Raw genomic sequence first — 17,391 nt, 5'->3', positions numbered from 1 at the left:
AGGTAATACAGAGAGAACAATAAGTTAAATACATATTTTTTTTGTATTGGTATCAAAATAATTTATTCTTTAAAAAGAATCGGGAGTAGAGCAAAGAAAGCCAAAGGATAAATGATTAAATGACGAAATATTTTAAAAGTTTAATGATATTTTTAGTATTTAAAAAGAAGGTCATCATCTAAATATTGTGGATGATAACCCTCTTTTCTTTATAAATCAGACTTTTTCAGTGTCCTTGAGTAAAGCTCTCTCTTCTTTTTTATTTAACATTTAGTTTTACGTTACTGTTCTTGTCTTTTTTTCTTAAACTTAATTTTAATACCATTCTTAGCAATGGAGGCACTGCGGCATAAATAAAAGCCATCCGAAATAGTTGATAGCTGGTAACAGTAGATACATCAGCATTGACTTCTTGTGCAATGATTCCCATTTGATCCATTCCACCAGGGGCTAAACTTAAAAAACCCGTAATAGTCGATAAATCATAATAATAGGTCAGTAGAAAACTAAAAAACATTGTTGCGCAGATCAAAATTAGTCCGTTCAGCAAAGCCAATAATAAGGTTTTTCTTTTGTTGTCAAGTTGTTCCGGTTTTAATAGTAAACCGATATAACCGCCAACCATAAATTGAGATATATCAAGAAGTGAAGGAGGAAGTGGTGGTCCCTGCAAACCTAAAAGACCTATTGCAGCAGCAACGATTACTGGTCCTAAAAAGTAAGGAGCTGGTAGTTTGAATATTTTACCTATTCTTGCTGCGAGAAAACAAATAAGCGCGAACAGAAAGATAAGAGGAAATAAATCACTCCACTCTGGAATAACGTTATCCATTATTTTAGATGAGCCATTGGTACTTTTCGCAGCAAAAATGGGACTGAAAATTAAAAGGGGAACTAAGAAAACAACCATTATCACTCTTGTAACATGGAAAAAGGTTACTGTCGTAATATCAATACCTTTCATTTCTTCTGCAAACACAACAATTTGTGACAAACCTCCAGGAATACTACTCGTTAAGGATGTAGGATAGTCAATGCCAGAATATTTTGACATAACAAAAGCCGAACATACACACACAAGGACAATTAAGGTTGTAAGGATTAACATTGAGGGAAGGTGACTAATCATGTCAGACAGTGAGCTCTTGGTAAAAGAGATGCCAATTGAATAACCTACAATAATTAATCCAGTATTTCTCATCGAAACGGGCCAAATTAAATTAACGTTTTTGAAACGTGATGCAATTAATAGGGCTGCCATTGGACCTAGAAGCCAGGGGATTGGCAACCTGATAAGAGTGAAAAGGCCGCCTCCAATAAAAGCAGTTAGAAGTGCAGCTGAAAATTGGGTTGTCTTGCTTGCATTATTTAAATCCCACTTTTTCATATTAATTCTCTTCCTTTGTACTAGTTTTATTTCGATTCGTCTTATTTCTATTGTTTAGAATCATTAAGAAAATCAATAAATGCTTTTACTTGTGCCAAATCCATAGTCACATCCCGATAAAAAACCCAAGTTTCTCTAAGCAAATAGCTATTATCGCTTAATACAATGGGGAAAGTATACAGTGGTTCATCATTTTTAATACAGATTTCTGGTAAAATGGCATATCCTAAACCATTAAGAACCAGTTCTTTACATGTTTCAATCCGATCTACCTCCATTGAAATCTTAGGTGGTACCGCAAATGTTTCCTGCCACCAGTTTTCAATAGTATTCCTTAACGATTGGTCTGTCTGATAATTAATTCTAGGAAGAAAAGGAAGTTCTTTTAATTCAATTTTTTTACTGGAGGCAATACAAATCTTTTCTTCTTGAAATAACACTTTATTTTCCTGCCATTTGTAAGGACCTCTAACTATCCCGAGGTGTGCTTCTTCTTTTTGAAGCATTTGATGAATTTGAGAACTCCATCCAGTTTTCAAACTAATTTCAACCTCTGGATATAGGGTTAGAAATTCTTTTAATAATACTGGCAGTTTATATCGGGCAAACAAGCCAGATACACCCAATCGCAAAGTTCCTTTTACTTTTTTATCCAAATTTGAAATGTGTTCTTTTGCAGCTCCTAATTGCTTACGCATATTTTTCGAATATTTAACTAGGTATTCCCCTTCAATTGTAAACTCGACACCTCTTTTGCCTCTAGAGATTAAATTTGTTTTGAACTCTTTTTCCAGCTGTTTTATACGATAGGATAAAGCTGGTTGAGAAATAAATAGTCGTTGTGCTGCCTTTGTTATATTTCTTTCTTCGTAAAGAGTAATTAAAATAAGCCAGTCTTTTTCATCCATAAAATTTTTCTCCTTTAACCATAAAAAATATTTATGGGTAATTGTAAATAATAATAATTTATTTGATTTCTAAAAGTATAATACAACTAATGAATAAAAGAAATCTATCTTTTTATGTAAATCAATAGACTCACAATAGTTTGCGTTTCCTGCATTTTTTCATAAAATTTTTCTATGGCAATGAATAAAAAAACAATATTATTTTTATTCATTATTTTCACTTATTATTTACATGAAGAGTTATCACTACTTAACAGGAGGGGTAAAAATGTCAAATACACAAAATTATGATGTAGTTGTAGTAGGGGCAGGAAACGCAGCTTTATGTGCCGCAATCTCAGCAAAAGAGGGCGGTGCTAGAGTTCTTGTGTTAGAACGAGGACCAGTGGAAAAGCGTGGAGGGAACTCTTTCTTCACGGATGGAGCCATTCGTGTTGCATACAATAATTTGGACGCAATCAGAAATATAATACCTGAATTAACAGATGAAGAATCCGATTTAATTGTAATGCCTGAATACTCGGAATCCGATTATTACAATGATCTAATGCGAGTAACAGGTGGACAAAGTAATCCTGAGTTAGCAAAACAGCTGGTTTCTAGATCGTATGAAACAATTACGTGGATGCGTGATCAGGGAATAAAATTTGAATTGAATTATGAAAATCAATCTTTCGTACAAGATGGAAAGCGCAATTTCTGGGGGGGACTGCCTATCAAAACGGAGGATAAAGGCGTTGGCTTAATGAGACAGCTCTTTGCGCGGACAGAAGAAATCGGCATCGACGTTTGGTACGATTCACGTGCTGTGGAGCTTGTATCAGAGCATAACACAATAACCGGTGTCGTTGTTGAGAAGGATCATACAATGGTAACTGTTCAGACATCCGGTGTGATTTTGGCTTGTGGCGGCTTTGAAGCCAATAAGAAAATGAGAAGTGAAAATATTGGTGAAGAATGGGAAGCGGCTATTGTTCGTGGAACCGAGTTCAACACAGGAGACGGCATTTCCATGGCTATGGCAGTTGGGGCTGAAAAATTTGGGCAGTGGTCTGGATGTCATTCTATTGGGACTGATTATAATGCGCCAAAAGTAGGAGACTTCACGAAGCCGGGAGATATTTTTAAAAAGCATTCTTATCCTTACAGCGTCATGCTTAATAATGAAGGGAAACGGTTTGTTGATGAAGGAGCAGATTTGCGAAATTACACCTATGCCAAATACGGCCGTGAGGTATTAAAACAGCCTGGACATGTGGCATATCAAATTTATGATGCACAGGTACGCCCGATGCTGCGTAAAGAATATGACCTTGAAGAAGCGACTATTTATAAAGCAGATACGCTTGGGGAGTTGGCTAGTTTACTGCCGGTCAATCAAACACAATTTCTTAAAACGATCGAAGAGTATAACAGTGCCGTACAAGATGGCGAGTATAGACCCGCAGAGAAAGATGGCAAAGGAACGAAAGGAATTACCCCTCCTAAATCCAACTGGGCACTTCGAATTGAACAAGGTCCATTCTATGCTTTCCCTGTAACGTGCGGAATCACCTTCTCGTTCGGTGGTTTGCATGTAGATACAACGGGTCATGTGTTAGACAAAGAAGAACAACCGATAAAAGGTCTCTTTGCGGCTGGTGAAATGATTGGGGGGATTTTTTATGAAAACTATCCTGGTGGATCCGGGTTAATGTCTGGAGCAGTCTTTGGAAAATTAGCTGGTTCATCCGCAGCCCGCTATACTCAAGAAAAGGTTGAAACGATCAATAATCACTGAGTCTTTTCCATGAATGGTTTATTAGATAAGAATGTGTCCAAAAAATAATAGAGTTACGTGTAGTAGAAGAATGAAAAATAGCCAAGGCTTAAAAAAGTCCTTGGCTGTTTGGTATTTTAAAATATAAAAATTCTGTATGCTTTGACTAAAACTCATATCATATAGGTATATAAAAGGTCAAACTTAGTAACAGTTTATCTATTGGAATTTTTTCAGGTGGAGTGATTGTATAGCTTTAAGCGTCCTGATGGCCAGACAATAAGATTCTTCATTACTAGCTTTTCGAGTTTAGCACCAGCTTGAATGGATCAGATGGGCATTAACGTGCATGAAGCCAGTTCTAACTTATCAATTTACCAGTTATGTTGCTGTTGATCACTCCGATGCTAAAATTCAGCATGAAAAAGGGTAGTGGATTTGTTTATTGGTATTTTTCTCTAAACAAAATGATAGATAGTAATTAGCTTTTTTTAAATACTATAGTAACCATAAAAATTTGATTTCAGTATCTGTACCCTAATTTGTATAGGGGTTTTAGCTTATCTGGGGAAATTCACTTCTATTCTCAATCCTAGTTTATTATTAAATTTGAAGACATGGTTTAGGTGAAATACATTAGAGTCTGGGCTCTTTTGAAGTCTCACTTATACAAAACAAGGATCATTGAAGTAAACAATTTCGGAAAGAATTTTAGTGCCTTTCATATTTTTGAATAGTTCTTTCGCTTCTTTTTCTGTGTCAAATTCAAATATTTTAATATTTTCTTTTAAAAAGACAGTGATGACCCACATTTGACAAGCCTCCAAGTGATAGAAATTTTTTTTGCTGTAATTGCAGATCAATTCAAATCAAGCTAATTGATAGGAAAGCTCATAATATTTTTTCGTGTACACGTATCCCTCCAAAATGATTCTTGCTGTGCGTACCACTTTAATAGCGCGTATGTGTCCTGCCAAGAAATCAACTTTTGTTTCCATTATCCCGGCCGGGTGGGCTAATCGAAAAATTTCGTGTTTAATATTTACCATCTCAGATAAAACCGTTTCCTGTAAGTAAGCCCCTGCTGTTGCACAGATGGCTCCTGTAATAGCAAGCGCTTGATGGGGCTTTTGCATGGACATCATTCGGATCATCAAATCCATCTCTGACGCTTTTCTTTCCGATCCGTTTAGATCGACGTAATCCATAGGAGGAGCAATTAGGGTCATTTTAGGTACAGCAGGAGATTTGACAGTAGCTGTTTTCTTATCGGAAAATTGACACATTTCAGCTGCAATTGACCGAATTTCTTCCAGTTCATTTAATTTTTCCTGTGAATAATCAGTGGGCAATTCGCTTCCGCTTAGACCAATATCCTGTGCCCTTACAAAAACGAGTGGATTGGCAACATCAATAATTGAAACTTGAATTAGTCGATCCTTGGTTTTAATCATGTCAATCGGATTTCCTGTAGGGAAAAGTTTTCCTGTAACTGCTCCTTCTGCACGAGTAAAAGAAAGATAGATAGGTGATCCTTTACCAGGCACCCCAGGAATTGAGCAGCATCCTTCTGATTTTACATGTCCATTTTCAACCTCTACTTCTGCAATAATCAATTTTTGTGTATTCACGTTAAAAATTTTCACCGTTGTAACAGGTTCTTTTGCAGGGACTAATCCTTGCTCAATTGCGTAAGGTCCTACAGCAGATGAAATATTTCCACAATTTCCTTTAAAATCAACCATTTGATTATCGATACTAATCTGAGCAAATGTATATTCCACATCGAATTCTGGTGAATCTGATTTTTTGATAATCGCTGCTTTACTTGTCAATGAATTCGCTCCTCCAAGACCATCAATCTGTCTCCGATCCGGACTGCCCATCACGTCAAGTAAGAAACCTTCCCAGTGTAAGGGATTCGAAGGCATATGTTCATAGTTAAGGAACACACCTTTACTTGTCCCGCCGCGCATTACAACTACAGGTACTTTCATTGTATAACCACCTTTTCTCAACCAATATTTATAGCACTACCGGTTCCTTTGAAAATATAGTATGATAAGTTTGTTCATAAGTAAAATACATATTTTTTTAATAAAAATGATAAAAAAACTTATAATCTACAAAGGGGGAGATGGTTAAGTGGACGAAAAAGATTGGATTGCGATAAGGGTACTTTATGAAGAAAAAAACATTAGCCGTGCCGCAGAGCGTTTATATATATCGCAGCCGGCGTTAACGTACCGGCTTAAAAATTTAGAAAAAGAATTTAGCACGAACTTATTTTTCAAAATAAAAGGAGGCATTGAGTTCACTTCAGAAGGGATACATTTAGCGGGCTATGCGGAAGAAATGGTGAAAAAGTTGCAAAAAACGAAAGATTATATGCTGAATATGAAAAATGAGGTAAGAGGAACGTTAAGGCTTGGCGTTTCCAGCAACTTTGCCCAATATAAACTACCAGAAATATTGAAAAAGTTTTCAACACAATATCCTCATGTACAATTTAATGTGAATACAGGCTGGAGTACTGAAATCATGCATCTTCTGGATTCCTCTAGTGTTCAATTAGGCATTCTGCGTGGAAATTATGAATGGTATGGAATCAAATCGCTACTGCATAAAGAAAGACTTTGTTTAATTTCTAAGAAAGAGGTAGACTTGGATAATTTGCCAGAACTTCCATTCATAAATTATAAAACCGACAGTTCTTTAAAAAACTTAATAAATGGCTGGTGGCATGATAGATTCCCAGAGCCACCATTTGTAACTATGGAAACAGATCGGCAGGAGACGTGCAAAGAGATGGTCAAAAATGATCTTGGTGTTTCTATTCTGCCAGAAATATGCCTGCAGCCTTCAGATAATTTGCATACATACGGGTTATCCTACAAAAATGGGAAGCCGGTGTTAAGAAATACATGGTTAATGTATAACCAGGATTCATTAAAACTCTCTACTGTGAAAAACTTTATTGATTTCTTGAATAAAAATTCCAATCTATAACGAAAAAGCACAATGAAATTATTGACAATTTCATTGTGTTTTTTTGATTTCTTAATTTAATATAAAATGGATTATAAGTTTTTTTTTCGAAAAAGTACAAAAAATATGTATTTCACTTATTTAATGATATGAACTATTCTAAAAATAGAAAAACAAAGCAACAGAGAAACAGAAAATAATATGTTGTATTTTTTAACTATTCAAACTTTTCATCTGATTTGTAAGCGGTTTCTTTAATAGGAGGGGATTCATATTCTAACGTTACTTGGAATTTCAATGGTCGTTGTTTTTACTTATTTAATCATGTCTAAACGGTTATCACCTGTTACTTCTCTTGTAGTCATTCCAATTATCTTTGCATTAATTGGCGGATTTGGTCCAGAGCTCGGAGATATGATGCTCGATGGAATAAAGGTTGTCGCACCTTCAGCCGCTTTGCTATTGTTCGCTATTTTGTTTTTCGGAGTTCTGATTGACGCTGGATTATTTGATCCACTTATTAAAACTATGTTGAAAATCGTAAAAGGGGATCCGGTTAAAATAGCGATAGGAACAGCAGTAATCGCAATGACCGTTGCCTTAGATGGTGATGGTACCACGACTCATATGATTACGATTTCCGCTATGCTGCCTCTTTACTTACGACTTGGTATGAATCCACTTATTCTTGCCACTATTTCTATGCTGGCTGTCAGTATTATGAGTGGTATGACTCCTTGGGGAGGACCTGCAACAAGAGCAATAGCATCTTTAGGTCTGGATGCAAATGAATTCTTTGTCCCGATTATCCCAACACTATTCTCAGGAATAGCAGCTATTCTTTTTACCGCTTATGTACTTGGTAAAAAAGAGCGCAAAAGGCTTGGCGTTGTTTATATCAAATCTGCACCTGAAATGAAAGGGGCTTTTGCTGAAGCAGCGGTAGCTTCCGCCATACAAGTCGATTTAAAGCGCCCTAAATTAATATGGGTCAATCTTTTGTTGACGCTCACAGTCATGGTCGTTCTTATAATGGGCTTAGTACCGGTACCGGTGTTGTTTCTAATCGGGTTTGTGCTTGCTTCGATCATTAATTACCCTAATTTAGAACAGCAAAAAGAGCGAATCGTGTCACATGCAGGAAACGCTATAACCGTTGTCACATTAGTATTTGCGGCTGGTATTTTCACAGGGATCTTTTCCGGAACGAAAATGGTAGACGCCATTGCAAATTCATTAGTGGCCATCATTCCGGATTCTTTAGGCTCTTTTTTACCGATGGTCGTTGCGTTCACAAGTATGCCATTTACGTTCGTTTTATCTAATGATGCTTACTACTTTGGTGTTTTGCCGATTCTTGCCGAAGCAGGAGAAGTTTATGGGGTGAGTCCTTTAGAAATTGCCAGAGCTTCCGTACTGGGCCAGCCTGTACATTTCTTAAGTCCACTCGTGGCCTCGACTCTTTTACTGGTAGGGATGGTAAAGACAGATATCGGGGAACTACAGCGGTATGCATTTAAATGGGCTCTAATTTGTTCATTAGTCCTTATCATTGTTGCTATCTTGACAGGGGCTATTATTTAAGTATAACGTTATCTAATAAATTCTCCGAACTTAAACAAATTAGGGCTGTGCCAAAACCAATTATTATTAGTGGTTTTTGGGACAGCCCATTCTTTTAATAAGGTCTAGAAGTCTCGCCGGTCGCTTGAGTAATGATTTTTACGATTTTATTCGCCAGGTTCATAACCGTGTATAGACGAGTATCATTTAAAAATTGCATCGTTGGCAGCGGATCTATATAATTTACCATTCCTATAATATGATAGTCTCCCACTTCAGGTAATACTTTTTTTAAAGCTTTCCCTGGGACAAGTGGTCCATTCTTCAAGAAAACATAACCGACCTGGTTTTGATCCCCTAAACAAGCATCCACACTAAAAATAAGAGGCTTTTTGAATTGTTTTTTAATTTCTTTCAACGTGTCTTTTAAATTAAATGCATGAACGGGATATTCCAAAGTACCGTATACACGATAAGGCACCGTATGTTCTTTTAGCATTGTCCCGACTAAAGGGCCTAATGAATCCCCAACTGATCGGTCTGAACCAATGCACAGAAAGATTACATCTTCATTTTGACATCCTGAAGATTGAATAATCTCTTTGACTTTTAATGCTAAGCAGTTTATTTCTTCGCCTTTTGGTTCCACAGAACAAATCTGCTCCCTCTTTTTGTAAATTAGACTCATTTTGATTCCCCTTTATTCTATTATACGAATTAAAAAGATATCATGCATATAAATATGAGCATATGCTTGAGACTGATGGATATTTTTAAATTATTAGTATTCAACACTCTGAAAAATGGAAGTACTTCAAAACATGCCCTTTAATTTATTGGCGAGGAAGTGGGAGTAGGTTTACAACTAGAATATTTCTAGATCAATTATATAGCATGGCTTTAACCGATTCCACTTTCCAAAAATTCATTAGATTTGGGTAGAATTATGCTTTCACGAACTGGTGATATCATGCCTAATGGTGACCTTGTCCCTTCCGCCCACGATGGAATGGCAGCCTATGAAGGGGAAAAGGGTACAACCATTCTTGTAAGAAACCATGAAAATGGGACAAATTCAGATTACCCTGTAAACGGAAAAAAACCTTGGAGCGCTGGTGCTGCCGGCGACACAACTACAATAATCGTTGGACAAAATAACAAAGTCATCGATCAGTATGTATCAAGTTCAGGTACAATTCGTAACTGTGCGGGTGGAGCTACGACATGGGGCACTTGGTTAACAATGGAAGAAACTCGTGATATGGGACATGGCTTTGTATTTGAAGTGAATCCGCTTGATCCTGAAAACGAAATGTCAAGAACACCGATCCGTGATATGGGATATTTCTCCCAAGAAGCTGGGCATGTTGACCCTTCAACAGGAATTTGGTATTTAACGGAAGACGCAAGTCCAAGCTTCTTGTACCGTTTTACACCACATGACCGAAGTCAAAAGCTAGGTTCTCTGCAAAAGGGCGGTATCCTTGAAGCAGCATCGATTGATGAATTACCAGCTGCATCTGCAAGTCAATTTAGTACTAGACAAAAGTTCGGGATTGTTTGGAAAAAAATAAATCCTGAAATTGCACAAACAAGATGCTAAGGATAAAGGATGTATTCAGTTTAGCCGCTTAGAAGGGGCTTATTTTTCAGAAGGCACTTTATGGTTTGATGATACAAGTGCAGGTTCAGCACGCCTGGGCCGGGTTTATCGATACACTCCAGCGACAAACACCTTGGAACTATTCTATGAGTCTACGGATAAAAATGATTTAGAAGCCCCGGATAACATTACAATAACACCTTGGGGAGATCTTTGGATCGCCGAAGATGGTGGCGGTAATGACCGTATTGTCGGATTGAGTCCTGACGGAAAAATTTATACTTTCGCTGAAAATATGATGAATGGTTCTGAATTTGCTGGTCCTACATTTTCTCCGATGCATCTTCCTTCGTGATTCGCTAAATAAAATAAAGCACCAGAACCATGAGTCGCAATCATTTTCATAGCATGCTTTAATTGAAAGCCACAATCACAGCGTTTGCTGATCGCCAGTATGACAAATACTATGTATCCGGATAAGGGCATCGGAGGTATATGGAGCTATCGTAAAAGCGGACATTTAAATAAAACGCTTATTCTCTATATGGGGATCAGTGTGTTAATTGGAAGTCGGTTGGAAGTTTTGGATCACAATCGATGTCGGAAAACGGAGTGAATATCGTCTATGGAGTTTTGGCGTTGATAGCGGCTGTCATGATGTTCATACCGAAGAAAGGGATAGATGACATTCCTTTGGATCAAGTTACCTTCAACAAATGGCTTGCTGCCATCCTTGCCTTAATCGTTGGTTTAGGTGCCGGTATAGTCGGTGCCGGAGGGGGCTTTCTATTAGTTCCGATCATGCTTATCGTTTTAAGAATACCAACCAGGGTAACGATTGCATCTTCATAAGCCATCACTTTCATTTCATCCATTGGTGCAACAGTAGGGAAAATCTCAACGGGACAGGTTGATTACTATCCAGCATTAATCATGGTTGTTGCAAGTTTATTAGCATCTCCGCTTCGGGCGATGGCCGGTAAAAAAATGAATGTAAAAGTCCTGCAAGTCATACTGGCTTTTTTGATTTTAGCGACGGCTGTGAAAACGTGGGTGGGAATCATGTCTTGAAGCATGAGTTGGCTCGACCTTGAAAGGGAGGGGGGCGTGGGTTCGAATCCATCACAGGGACTATAACTGATCCTTGGTACCCCCTACGGTACCAAGTTTTTTTCGTTGTAACAGGCTTCAACTAAAAAGTAGATAGTTTAACAAAGGGTTGCTGCGGCAACCTTTTTGTTATGGCACTAAAGGGACAGACTAGTCAAAGGTACATCTAATTAGGAAAACTACTTTTAGAAAATCCAAAAAGTAGGGTGATAAAGCAAATAATTTGGAAATAAATGGGTTTATGAGAGTTACAACAATGAGTATCTAATAGCTAAGTTTTATATTAGAAGATTATCCTTAATTAATATTTAATCATTTTTGTTACTTCTGCATCAGAATTGTAAAAATGCATCAAAAAAACCGATATTAATTAATTTATAGAGTTTTATCAATAGAAAAGAGTTGGCATGAATCTTGCGAGAAGGTATATAAAAAATTAAGGAGGATAAAAGTGGATAAAGGTAGAGTAATAGGATTTATTCATAGCGGAATAACTGTAAAAAACTTAGAAAATGCACTTGATTTTTATGTAAATATATTAGATTTTGAGCTTTTATCAACTCAAGTTGCGAATAGTGCTTATATCTTTGACATTGTAGAAATTACAGGATTAAAAGAAATTAAAATTGCTTTTGTTCAAATTCCTGGGGGGCATGTAATTGAAATTTTAGAATATGTAGGCATTGATATTTATTCGGGAAGCGCACGATCTTGTGATTATGGAACTGGGCATATCTGTTTAAGAGTTGAAAATTTAGAAGAAATGTTTAAAGAGTTAAAAGCTAAAGGAATTAAATTTAAGTCTAAAAAAGTAGCAAATATTACAGCAGGTGCAAATAAAGGATCAAAGGCGGTTTATATGCTTGACCCAGATGGCTATATTATTGAATTGATGGAAAAAAGTAAATAAAAATTTAAATAATAATAAAAGCGTATTTTATCTATGGTGAGAAACAATTGTAACTGTAAGAAAAGATTTAAGCTTATTATTTCAAAAAATTGTGTTAAAAATTTTTTGAATCCTCTCTCCAAAGGAGGGATATCTTTAAATATGCTTAGACTATTAAACTATTTAAAAGGAGATAATTTTTATGACAATGAATCTGTTTGATCTAACTGACAAGATTGCGTTAATTACAGGCGGCAGTAGAGGACTGGGAAAAAGTATAGGTATGGCCTTGGCTTCAGCAGGCGCAAAAATTATACTTGCGGGTAGAAGTACTAATCAATTAATAGAAACGCAACAAGAGTTTAGGGAGATAGATCTTGAGGTTTCTATACTAGAATTGGATGTCATGGATCTTAAACAAATTGAATCTCTTGAAGATATTATTCAGGAGCAATTTGGTTATATAGATATTTTGGTTAATGCAGCAGGAACGAATGTACGTGGTCCGATCCTCGAAGTTACACCCGGTGAATGGGATCAAGTGATTAATACAAATTTAAGAGGCACTTTCTTCGTGTCACAGTCTGTTGCTCGAATGATGTTAAAAAGAAATAAAGGAAAGATATTAAACCTTGCATCGTTAACTAGCTTGATAGGACTGCCTAATATGGGGCCTTATTGTGCATCTAAAGGTGGTGTCGGTCAAATTACAAAATCAATGGCTTTTGAATGGGCCCCATATATTCAAGTTAACGCGATAGCACCAGGATATTTTGACACCGATATGACTAGTGCGATATTCAATGACTCCGAGAAAGTTCAAAACATCTTAAGTCGTATACCATATGGTCGTACTGGAATACCAGAAGACCTTTTGGGAACCGCAGTTTTTCTTGCTTCTGATGCCTCCACGTATATTACTGGACAAATTCTATATGTGGATGGTGGGTGGAGTGCTTCCTAGGATTTTTTAGAAGATTAAATAGCTTAATTCAATAAAGATAGAAGTAGAAGCAAGGAGAGTTGACCAGTAAGCATCAAAATGTGCCATAAATGATCTTAAAATGTAAGAGCCATTGGCAAACAACAGTTTTGAATAGAGTGAGGAGATTATTAAAATGAAAGCGTTGTTAAAGAAAAGTCAAGGATTTGAAGGGGTAGATTTGGATGAAATTCAGGAACCCATTACGAAATCAAATGAAATTAAAGTGAAAGTTTATGCAGCAGGGATTTGTGGTACGGATCTTCATATTATTCATGATGAATATCCGTATACTCCACCTGTGGCAATGGGTCACGAATATTCCGGAACAGTTGTAGAAGTTGGAGAAGAAGTGGAGAAATTTCAAATCGGTGACCGGGTAGTTTCTCTTACAGCTATCGTAACTTGCGGCTCATGCCGATACTGTAATCAAGGACTTCTTATGTTATGTGAACATCGTAAATCCATTGGTTCCGGCGTTCATGGAGCATTTGCTGAGTATATTGTTATTCCAGCAAAATCGGCTTATAAAATTCCAGAGAATATCTCTCTTGATGAAGCAGTGCTAACAGAACCTTTAGCTTGTGCCGTTCGTTGTATTATGGAAAGAGGGCGTGTCAATGGAGGAGATTTTGTTCTTATCTCCGGACCAGGCACAATCGGATTACTTGCCTTACAAGTTGTTAAAGCAAATGGAGGGAATTGCATTATTATTGGTACCTCACATGATAAAGAACGTTTAAATCTAGCATTAGAAATGGGTGCAATGGCGGTTATCGATGTAGAGGAAGAAAATTCTGAAGAAAGATTAATGGCACTGACGAAACAGCAAGGCTTTGATGTGGCCATAGAATGTGCTGGGGTTTCCATATCATTGAATAATTGCATTAAGTTATTACGCAAGCAAGGTATGCTCATTCAAATGGGGTTGTTTGGAAAGAAAATTGAATTCGATTCCGATCTTTCTTTGATCAAAGAATTAAATTATGTAAATGGATTTGCTACAGAACCTACATCTTGGGAAATTGCCTTACGGCTTTTAGAATACAAGCATGTTGATGTTTTGCCCTTAATTTCTAATAAGCTTTCTATTGATAACTGGCAAGAAGCTATCCATTTAGCTGAACAGAAAGTGGGCTATAAAACATTGTTACTTCCGAATACATAAGATGGAAAAAACGAAGGTAATAATGCTTGATTTCATTAATAAATTACTATCCCTTGTATAATCTATTCAATTATGAAAAAAATTAAACGTTAGTATATCAAGATTAACCTTAGAATAACTGAATTACACTATTTCAATACTTATAAATATTAAAAAATGCATCGTCATTTATCGACGATGCTATTTTTTATTTTGTAATCTTGTATTTTTGCATTTTTCTCACTAAAGTTGATTGGTCAACTTTTAAAGCTGTTGCAGCTTTCCTGATACTTGGAAAGTTTTTGACGGTATCTCTAATAATCTTAGCTTCAAATGATTCTAGGAGATCTTTTAATGGTTCAACATTAGAACTAAATTTAGGCGAATCAGATGGTGATGTTTCTAAGCTAAACTGAAGATTATCATGAAATCGTAATTCTTTTTGTAAATCATTAAGATCTATTTCGGGATTTTGACTCATTAAGGCGATTCTCTCCACTAAATTTTGTAATTCACGTACATTTCCTGGCCATTCATAATTTGTAAAGGCATTTAAAGCATCATTTGAAAATTTTCGATTAATACCATATTTATGATTAATATGATTTAAGAAATGATAAATCAAAGGAATAATGTCTTCTTTTCTTTCTTTTAAAGGAGGTATTTTAATTGGGATGATATTTAAACGATAATATAGATCTTCCCTAAATTCACCATTTGTGATCATTTCTGATAAATCACGATGTGTTGCAGCAATAATTCGAATATCTACAGGAATAGTTTTTGTTCCACCTACACGAGTAATTTCATGATCTTGTAAAACACGTAACATTTTAACCTGTAATTGGAGCGGCATTTCACCTATCTCATCTAAAAAGATGGTGCCGTGATTAGCTGCTTCAAATAGTCCTGCTTTACCTTTTTGATTAGCACCTGTAAAAGAGCCAGATTCATAACCAAATAGTTCCGACTCTAATAGCGATTCGGGTATTGCACCACAATTTATTTTAATTAATGGATAATCTTTTCTAAAACTATGGCGATGGATTAATTCGACGATCTTCTCTTTACCTACCCCTGAAGCACCTTGGATGAGAACCCCAGAATCTATTTGCGCTACTCTTAATGCACGGTCCAATGCGTCTTTCATAATGTCAGAATGGGCGATTATGGAAAGCTTTGGATCATTTTGTTCTTTAAGTATTTCTAATTCTTCATTAATTTGTTTGTTTTGTTTTTCTAAATGTTGTATTTCTGCTTCGAGAGTATTTAATTGTGTTAAATCCCTTACATTATTAACTATCTTTTCAATTTCACCATTTTTATTTCGAATTGGAGCAGCCGAAACGAGAACTATTGCTCCTGTGTTGATTTTTTGAAGAATAGTAACTTCTTTATTTTCTTTTAAAGCTTTTAAAGAAGCGGAAGCATCAATAACCCCTTCATCTACAAGGTCTTTAAGACTTCGACCAATACAATCTTTTGCTGATAAACCCGTAATTTGCTCGTAAGAAGGATTTTGATGAATAATAATCCCGTCTTTATCGGAAATAACTATACCGTCGAAAGAGGAATTAATAACTTCGTTTAATTCGATTCTTACATTTTGTAAAGAGTCTATTTCCTTTTTTAATCTAACTACATCATTTATTGGGTTAATTAAAATAACAATTTGATTATTGTGTATAAAAGTTGTGATTTCCGCTGGATAATTTACTAAATTGAAAGATTGGGCACCTTCTAAAGAAACCTCGATTAGATGTTCAAAATAGTAAGTATATTTTTTTGCTATTGAATTTGTAAATAAGATTTCACCATTTATATTTAATATGATGACGCCAATGATGTTCATTTTTGAAAATATGTTCTCCATAACTACCTCCTTGCATCATTTTATGATTTGATGAAATTTTACATCGTATTATTCAATTATACATCATCATTTAAGTAGGAAAGTAGAAAATAATAGGAAAATTAATAGTTTTAAAGTTGGCACGGAAATTGCTTATATTATTTTTGTAAGGCTTCATATGAAAACCAGGAGGTAAAGATATGTCAAACTTAAATACTGTGAAAGAATCTACTTTTTCACCAGAAAAATTAAAAACGATGTTATATGACATGATGGTCATTAGAAGTTTTGAAGAAACATTGAAGAAATTATATCAACAAGGGAAAATCCATGGAACGATGCATTTATGTATTGGGCAAGAAGCTACAGCAGTTGGGGCATGTGTGCCATTAACAAATGAAGACAAAATTACAAGTACCCACCGAGGACATGGCCATAGTATTGCCAAAGGGACTAATGTTAAGAAAATGATAGCTGAATTACTAGGAAAAGAAACAGGTTACTGTAAAGGAAAGGGTGGATCTATGCATATTGCCGACTTAGATGTAGGTAATCTTGGTGCAAATGGGATTGTAGCCGCTGGTTTGCCTTTAGGAACAGGAGCTGCATTAACCTCAAAAATGAAAGACTTAGGTTATGTTGTTTTATGTTTCTTTGGGGATGGAGCTTCAAATGAGGGAGCTTTTCATGAATCACTTAATCTAGCATCTGTTTGGAAGTTACCTGTTATTTTCTTCTGCGAAAATAATTTGTATGGTATGTCTGGTTCGATAAAAGAAATGACAAATATTAAAAATATCGCAGATCGCGGAGCTGCATACGGAATTCCAAGTGAAACGATTAATGGCAATGAAATATTAAAAGTTGTTGAAGCAACGGAAAGAGCAGTGGAAAGAGCAAGAAACGGCGAAGGCCCTACCTTAATAGAGGCACATACTTACAGATGGGAAGGACACTCACGTAGTGATGCCAGAAAATATAGAACAAGAGAAGAAGAAAAAGAATGGAAGAAACAAAGAGATCCAATTGCATTATTTAAAGAACAATTAATTGATGAAAAAGTCATTACAGAAGAAGAATTTATCGAATTGGATAAAAGAGTTCAAGCTGAGATGGATGAAGCAGTCGAATTTGCTGAGAACAGCAAAGCACCAGGTATAGAAACTTTAACAACAGATATTTATGCTTAAGAGAAAGGTGAGG

Annotated in this window: 15 protein-coding genes and 2 pseudogenes; 10 read left to right on the top strand and 7 right to left on the bottom strand. The window is 36.0% G+C overall.

What is annotated here, in order from left to right; translation table 11 throughout:
• Window positions 1-259 precede the first annotated feature (259 nt).
• Together FNK51_RS10825 and FNK51_RS10820 are read right to left on the bottom strand one after the other, a co-directional pair.
• Window positions 260-1,387 (bottom strand): AbrB family transcriptional regulator, encoded by a 1,128-nt coding sequence (locus FNK51_RS10825; RefSeq protein WP_141993321.1) that lies wholly within the window; start codon window positions 1,385-1,387, stop codon window positions 260-262.
• 47 nt (window positions 1,388-1,434) lie between these two features.
• Complete coding sequence (locus FNK51_RS10820; protein ID WP_063233361.1) at window positions 1,435-2,295, bottom strand: LysR family transcriptional regulator; 861 nt, start codon at window positions 2,293-2,295, stop codon at window positions 1,435-1,437.
• Between the two features lie 232 nt (window positions 2,296-2,527).
• On the opposite strand from FNK51_RS10820, the gene tcuA reads away from it, so the two are divergent.
• Window positions 2,528-4,075, top strand: coding sequence for an FAD-dependent tricarballylate dehydrogenase TcuA (gene tcuA / locus FNK51_RS10815; protein ID WP_353617862.1), 1,548 nt, complete (start codon window positions 2,528-2,530; stop codon window positions 4,073-4,075).
• 644 nt (window positions 4,076-4,719) lie between these two features.
• Here tcuA and FNK51_RS26545 read toward each other — a convergent pair.
• Together FNK51_RS26545 and FNK51_RS10810 are read right to left on the bottom strand one after the other, a co-directional pair.
• Complete coding sequence (locus FNK51_RS26545; protein ID WP_169803979.1) at window positions 4,720-4,866, bottom strand: hypothetical protein; 147 nt, start codon at window positions 4,864-4,866, stop codon at window positions 4,720-4,722.
• 57 nt (window positions 4,867-4,923) lie between these two features.
• On the bottom strand, window positions 4,924-6,051 hold the full coding sequence (locus FNK51_RS10810; protein WP_098373099.1) for a 2-methylaconitate cis-trans isomerase PrpF family protein: 1,128 nt from the start codon (window positions 6,049-6,051) through the stop codon (window positions 4,924-4,926).
• Window positions 6,052-6,199: 148 nt separating this feature from the next.
• Here FNK51_RS10810 and FNK51_RS10805 point away from each other — a divergent pair, with 148 nt between their 5' ends.
• The gene (locus tag FNK51_RS10805) at window positions 6,200-7,063 is read left to right on the top strand and encodes a LysR family transcriptional regulator (protein ID WP_034313052.1); all 864 of its coding nucleotides are present in this window, start codon (window positions 6,200-6,202) and stop codon (window positions 7,061-7,063) included.
• Between the two features lie 252 nt (window positions 7,064-7,315).
• Complete coding sequence (locus FNK51_RS10800; RefSeq protein ID WP_141993319.1) at window positions 7,316-8,626, top strand: CitMHS family transporter; 1,311 nt, start codon at window positions 7,316-7,318, stop codon at window positions 8,624-8,626.
• 94 nt (window positions 8,627-8,720) lie between these two features.
• On the opposite strand, the gene yyaC is transcribed toward FNK51_RS10800, so the two are convergent.
• A complete protein-coding gene (gene yyaC, locus FNK51_RS10795; RefSeq protein ID WP_141993318.1) occupies window positions 8,721-9,293 on the bottom strand; it encodes a spore protease YyaC in 573 nt (190 codons plus the stop codon).
• Window positions 9,294-9,551: 258 nt separating this feature from the next.
• Between yyaC and FNK51_RS27180 the strand changes: the two genes are divergently transcribed.
• Window positions 9,552-10,208 (top strand): alkaline phosphatase PhoX, encoded by a 657-nt coding sequence (locus tag FNK51_RS27180; RefSeq protein ID WP_286178641.1) that lies wholly within the window; start codon window positions 9,552-9,554, stop codon window positions 10,206-10,208.
• On the top strand, window positions 10,189-10,563 hold the full coding sequence (locus tag FNK51_RS27175; RefSeq protein ID WP_286178640.1) for an alkaline phosphatase PhoX: 375 nt from the start codon (window positions 10,189-10,191) through the stop codon (window positions 10,561-10,563). Before FNK51_RS27180 ends, FNK51_RS27175 begins: the two co-directional genes overlap by 20 nt.
• Here FNK51_RS27175 and FNK51_RS10785 read toward each other — a convergent pair.
• A pseudogene (locus FNK51_RS10785) lies at window positions 10,542-10,701 on the bottom strand (GTP cyclohydrolase); the annotation flags it as partial. The gene FNK51_RS27175 and the pseudogene FNK51_RS10785 sit on opposite strands and share 22 nt — an antisense overlap.
• Between FNK51_RS10785 and FNK51_RS10780 the strand changes: the two are divergent.
• From FNK51_RS10780 to FNK51_RS10765, 4 genes and pseudogenes are all read left to right on the top strand, one after another.
• Window positions 10,693-11,279: pseudogene (locus FNK51_RS10780) on the top strand (sulfite exporter TauE/SafE family protein); the annotation flags it as partial. The pseudogenes FNK51_RS10785 and FNK51_RS10780 overlap by 9 nt on opposite strands.
• A gap of 490 nt (window positions 11,280-11,769) precedes the next feature.
• Window positions 11,770-12,228: a VOC family protein gene (locus FNK51_RS10775; protein WP_076368946.1), complete on the top strand. Its 459-nt coding sequence runs from the start codon at window positions 11,770-11,772 to the stop codon at window positions 12,226-12,228.
• A 181-nt stretch (window positions 12,229-12,409) separates the two neighbouring features.
• Window positions 12,410-13,171: a glucose 1-dehydrogenase gene (locus tag FNK51_RS10770; RefSeq protein WP_141993316.1), complete on the top strand. Its 762-nt coding sequence runs from the start codon at window positions 12,410-12,412 to the stop codon at window positions 13,169-13,171.
• Window positions 13,172-13,325: 154 nt separating this feature from the next.
• Window positions 13,326-14,357 carry a zinc-binding dehydrogenase gene (locus tag FNK51_RS10765; RefSeq protein WP_141993315.1) on the top strand — a complete coding sequence of 344 codons (1,032 nt, stop codon included), beginning with the start codon at window positions 13,326-13,328 and terminating at the stop codon, window positions 14,355-14,357.
• Window positions 14,358-14,544: 187 nt separating this feature from the next.
• Here the strand turns inward: FNK51_RS10765 and FNK51_RS10760 are convergent, their stop codons facing one another.
• Window positions 14,545-16,209 carry a sigma-54 interaction domain-containing protein gene (locus tag FNK51_RS10760; protein WP_141993314.1) on the bottom strand — a complete coding sequence of 555 codons (1,665 nt, stop codon included), beginning with the start codon at window positions 16,207-16,209 and terminating at the stop codon, window positions 14,545-14,547.
• A 179-nt stretch (window positions 16,210-16,388) separates the two neighbouring features.
• On the opposite strand from FNK51_RS10760, the gene FNK51_RS10755 reads away from it, so the two are divergent.
• Window positions 16,389-17,378, top strand: coding sequence for a thiamine pyrophosphate-dependent dehydrogenase E1 component subunit alpha (locus FNK51_RS10755; protein ID WP_141993313.1), 990 nt, complete (start codon window positions 16,389-16,391; stop codon window positions 17,376-17,378).
• Window positions 17,379-17,391: the final 13 nt, after the last annotated feature.

The organism is Bacillus sp. B4EP4a, assembly GCF_006680105.1.
Taxonomy (GTDB): domain Bacteria; phylum Bacillota; class Bacilli; order Bacillales; family DSM-1321; genus Peribacillus; species Peribacillus simplex_E.
The sequence above is the reverse complement of the archived record's forward strand: the minus strand, read 5'-3'. Positions and strand labels throughout refer to the sequence as shown.

Bases quoted from the DNA above. Each gene is read 5' to 3' on its own strand.
- FNK51_RS26545 (WP_169803979.1), bottom strand. From the start codon at position 4,866: ATGTGGGTCATCACTGTCTTTTTAAAAGAAAATATTAAAATATTTGAA.
- tcuA (WP_353617862.1), top strand. From the start codon at position 2,528: ATGAAGAGTTATCACTACTTAACAGGAGGGGTAAAAATGTCAAATACA.
- FNK51_RS10765 (WP_141993315.1), top strand. From the start codon at position 13,326: ATGAAAGCGTTGTTAAAGAAAAGTCAAGGATTTGAAGGGGTAGATTTG.
- FNK51_RS10810 (WP_098373099.1), bottom strand. From the start codon at position 6,051: ATGAAAGTACCTGTAGTTGTAATGCGCGGCGGGACAAGTAAAGGTGTG.
- FNK51_RS10825 (WP_141993321.1), bottom strand. From the start codon at position 1,387: ATGAAAAAGTGGGATTTAAATAATGCAAGCAAGACAACCCAATTTTCA.
- FNK51_RS27180 (WP_286178641.1), top strand. From the start codon at position 9,552: ATGCTTTCACGAACTGGTGATATCATGCCTAATGGTGACCTTGTCCCT.
- FNK51_RS10760 (WP_141993314.1), bottom strand. From the start codon at position 16,209: ATGGAGAACATATTTTCAAAAATGAACATCATTGGCGTCATCATATTA.
- yyaC (WP_141993318.1), bottom strand. From the start codon at position 9,293: ATGAGTCTAATTTACAAAAAGAGGGAGCAGATTTGTTCTGTGGAACCA.
- FNK51_RS10770 (WP_141993316.1), top strand. From the start codon at position 12,410: ATGACAATGAATCTGTTTGATCTAACTGACAAGATTGCGTTAATTACA.
- FNK51_RS10755 (WP_141993313.1), top strand. From the start codon at position 16,389: ATGTCAAACTTAAATACTGTGAAAGAATCTACTTTTTCACCAGAAAAA.
- FNK51_RS10820 (WP_063233361.1), bottom strand. From the start codon at position 2,295: ATGGATGAAAAAGACTGGCTTATTTTAATTACTCTTTACGAAGAAAGA.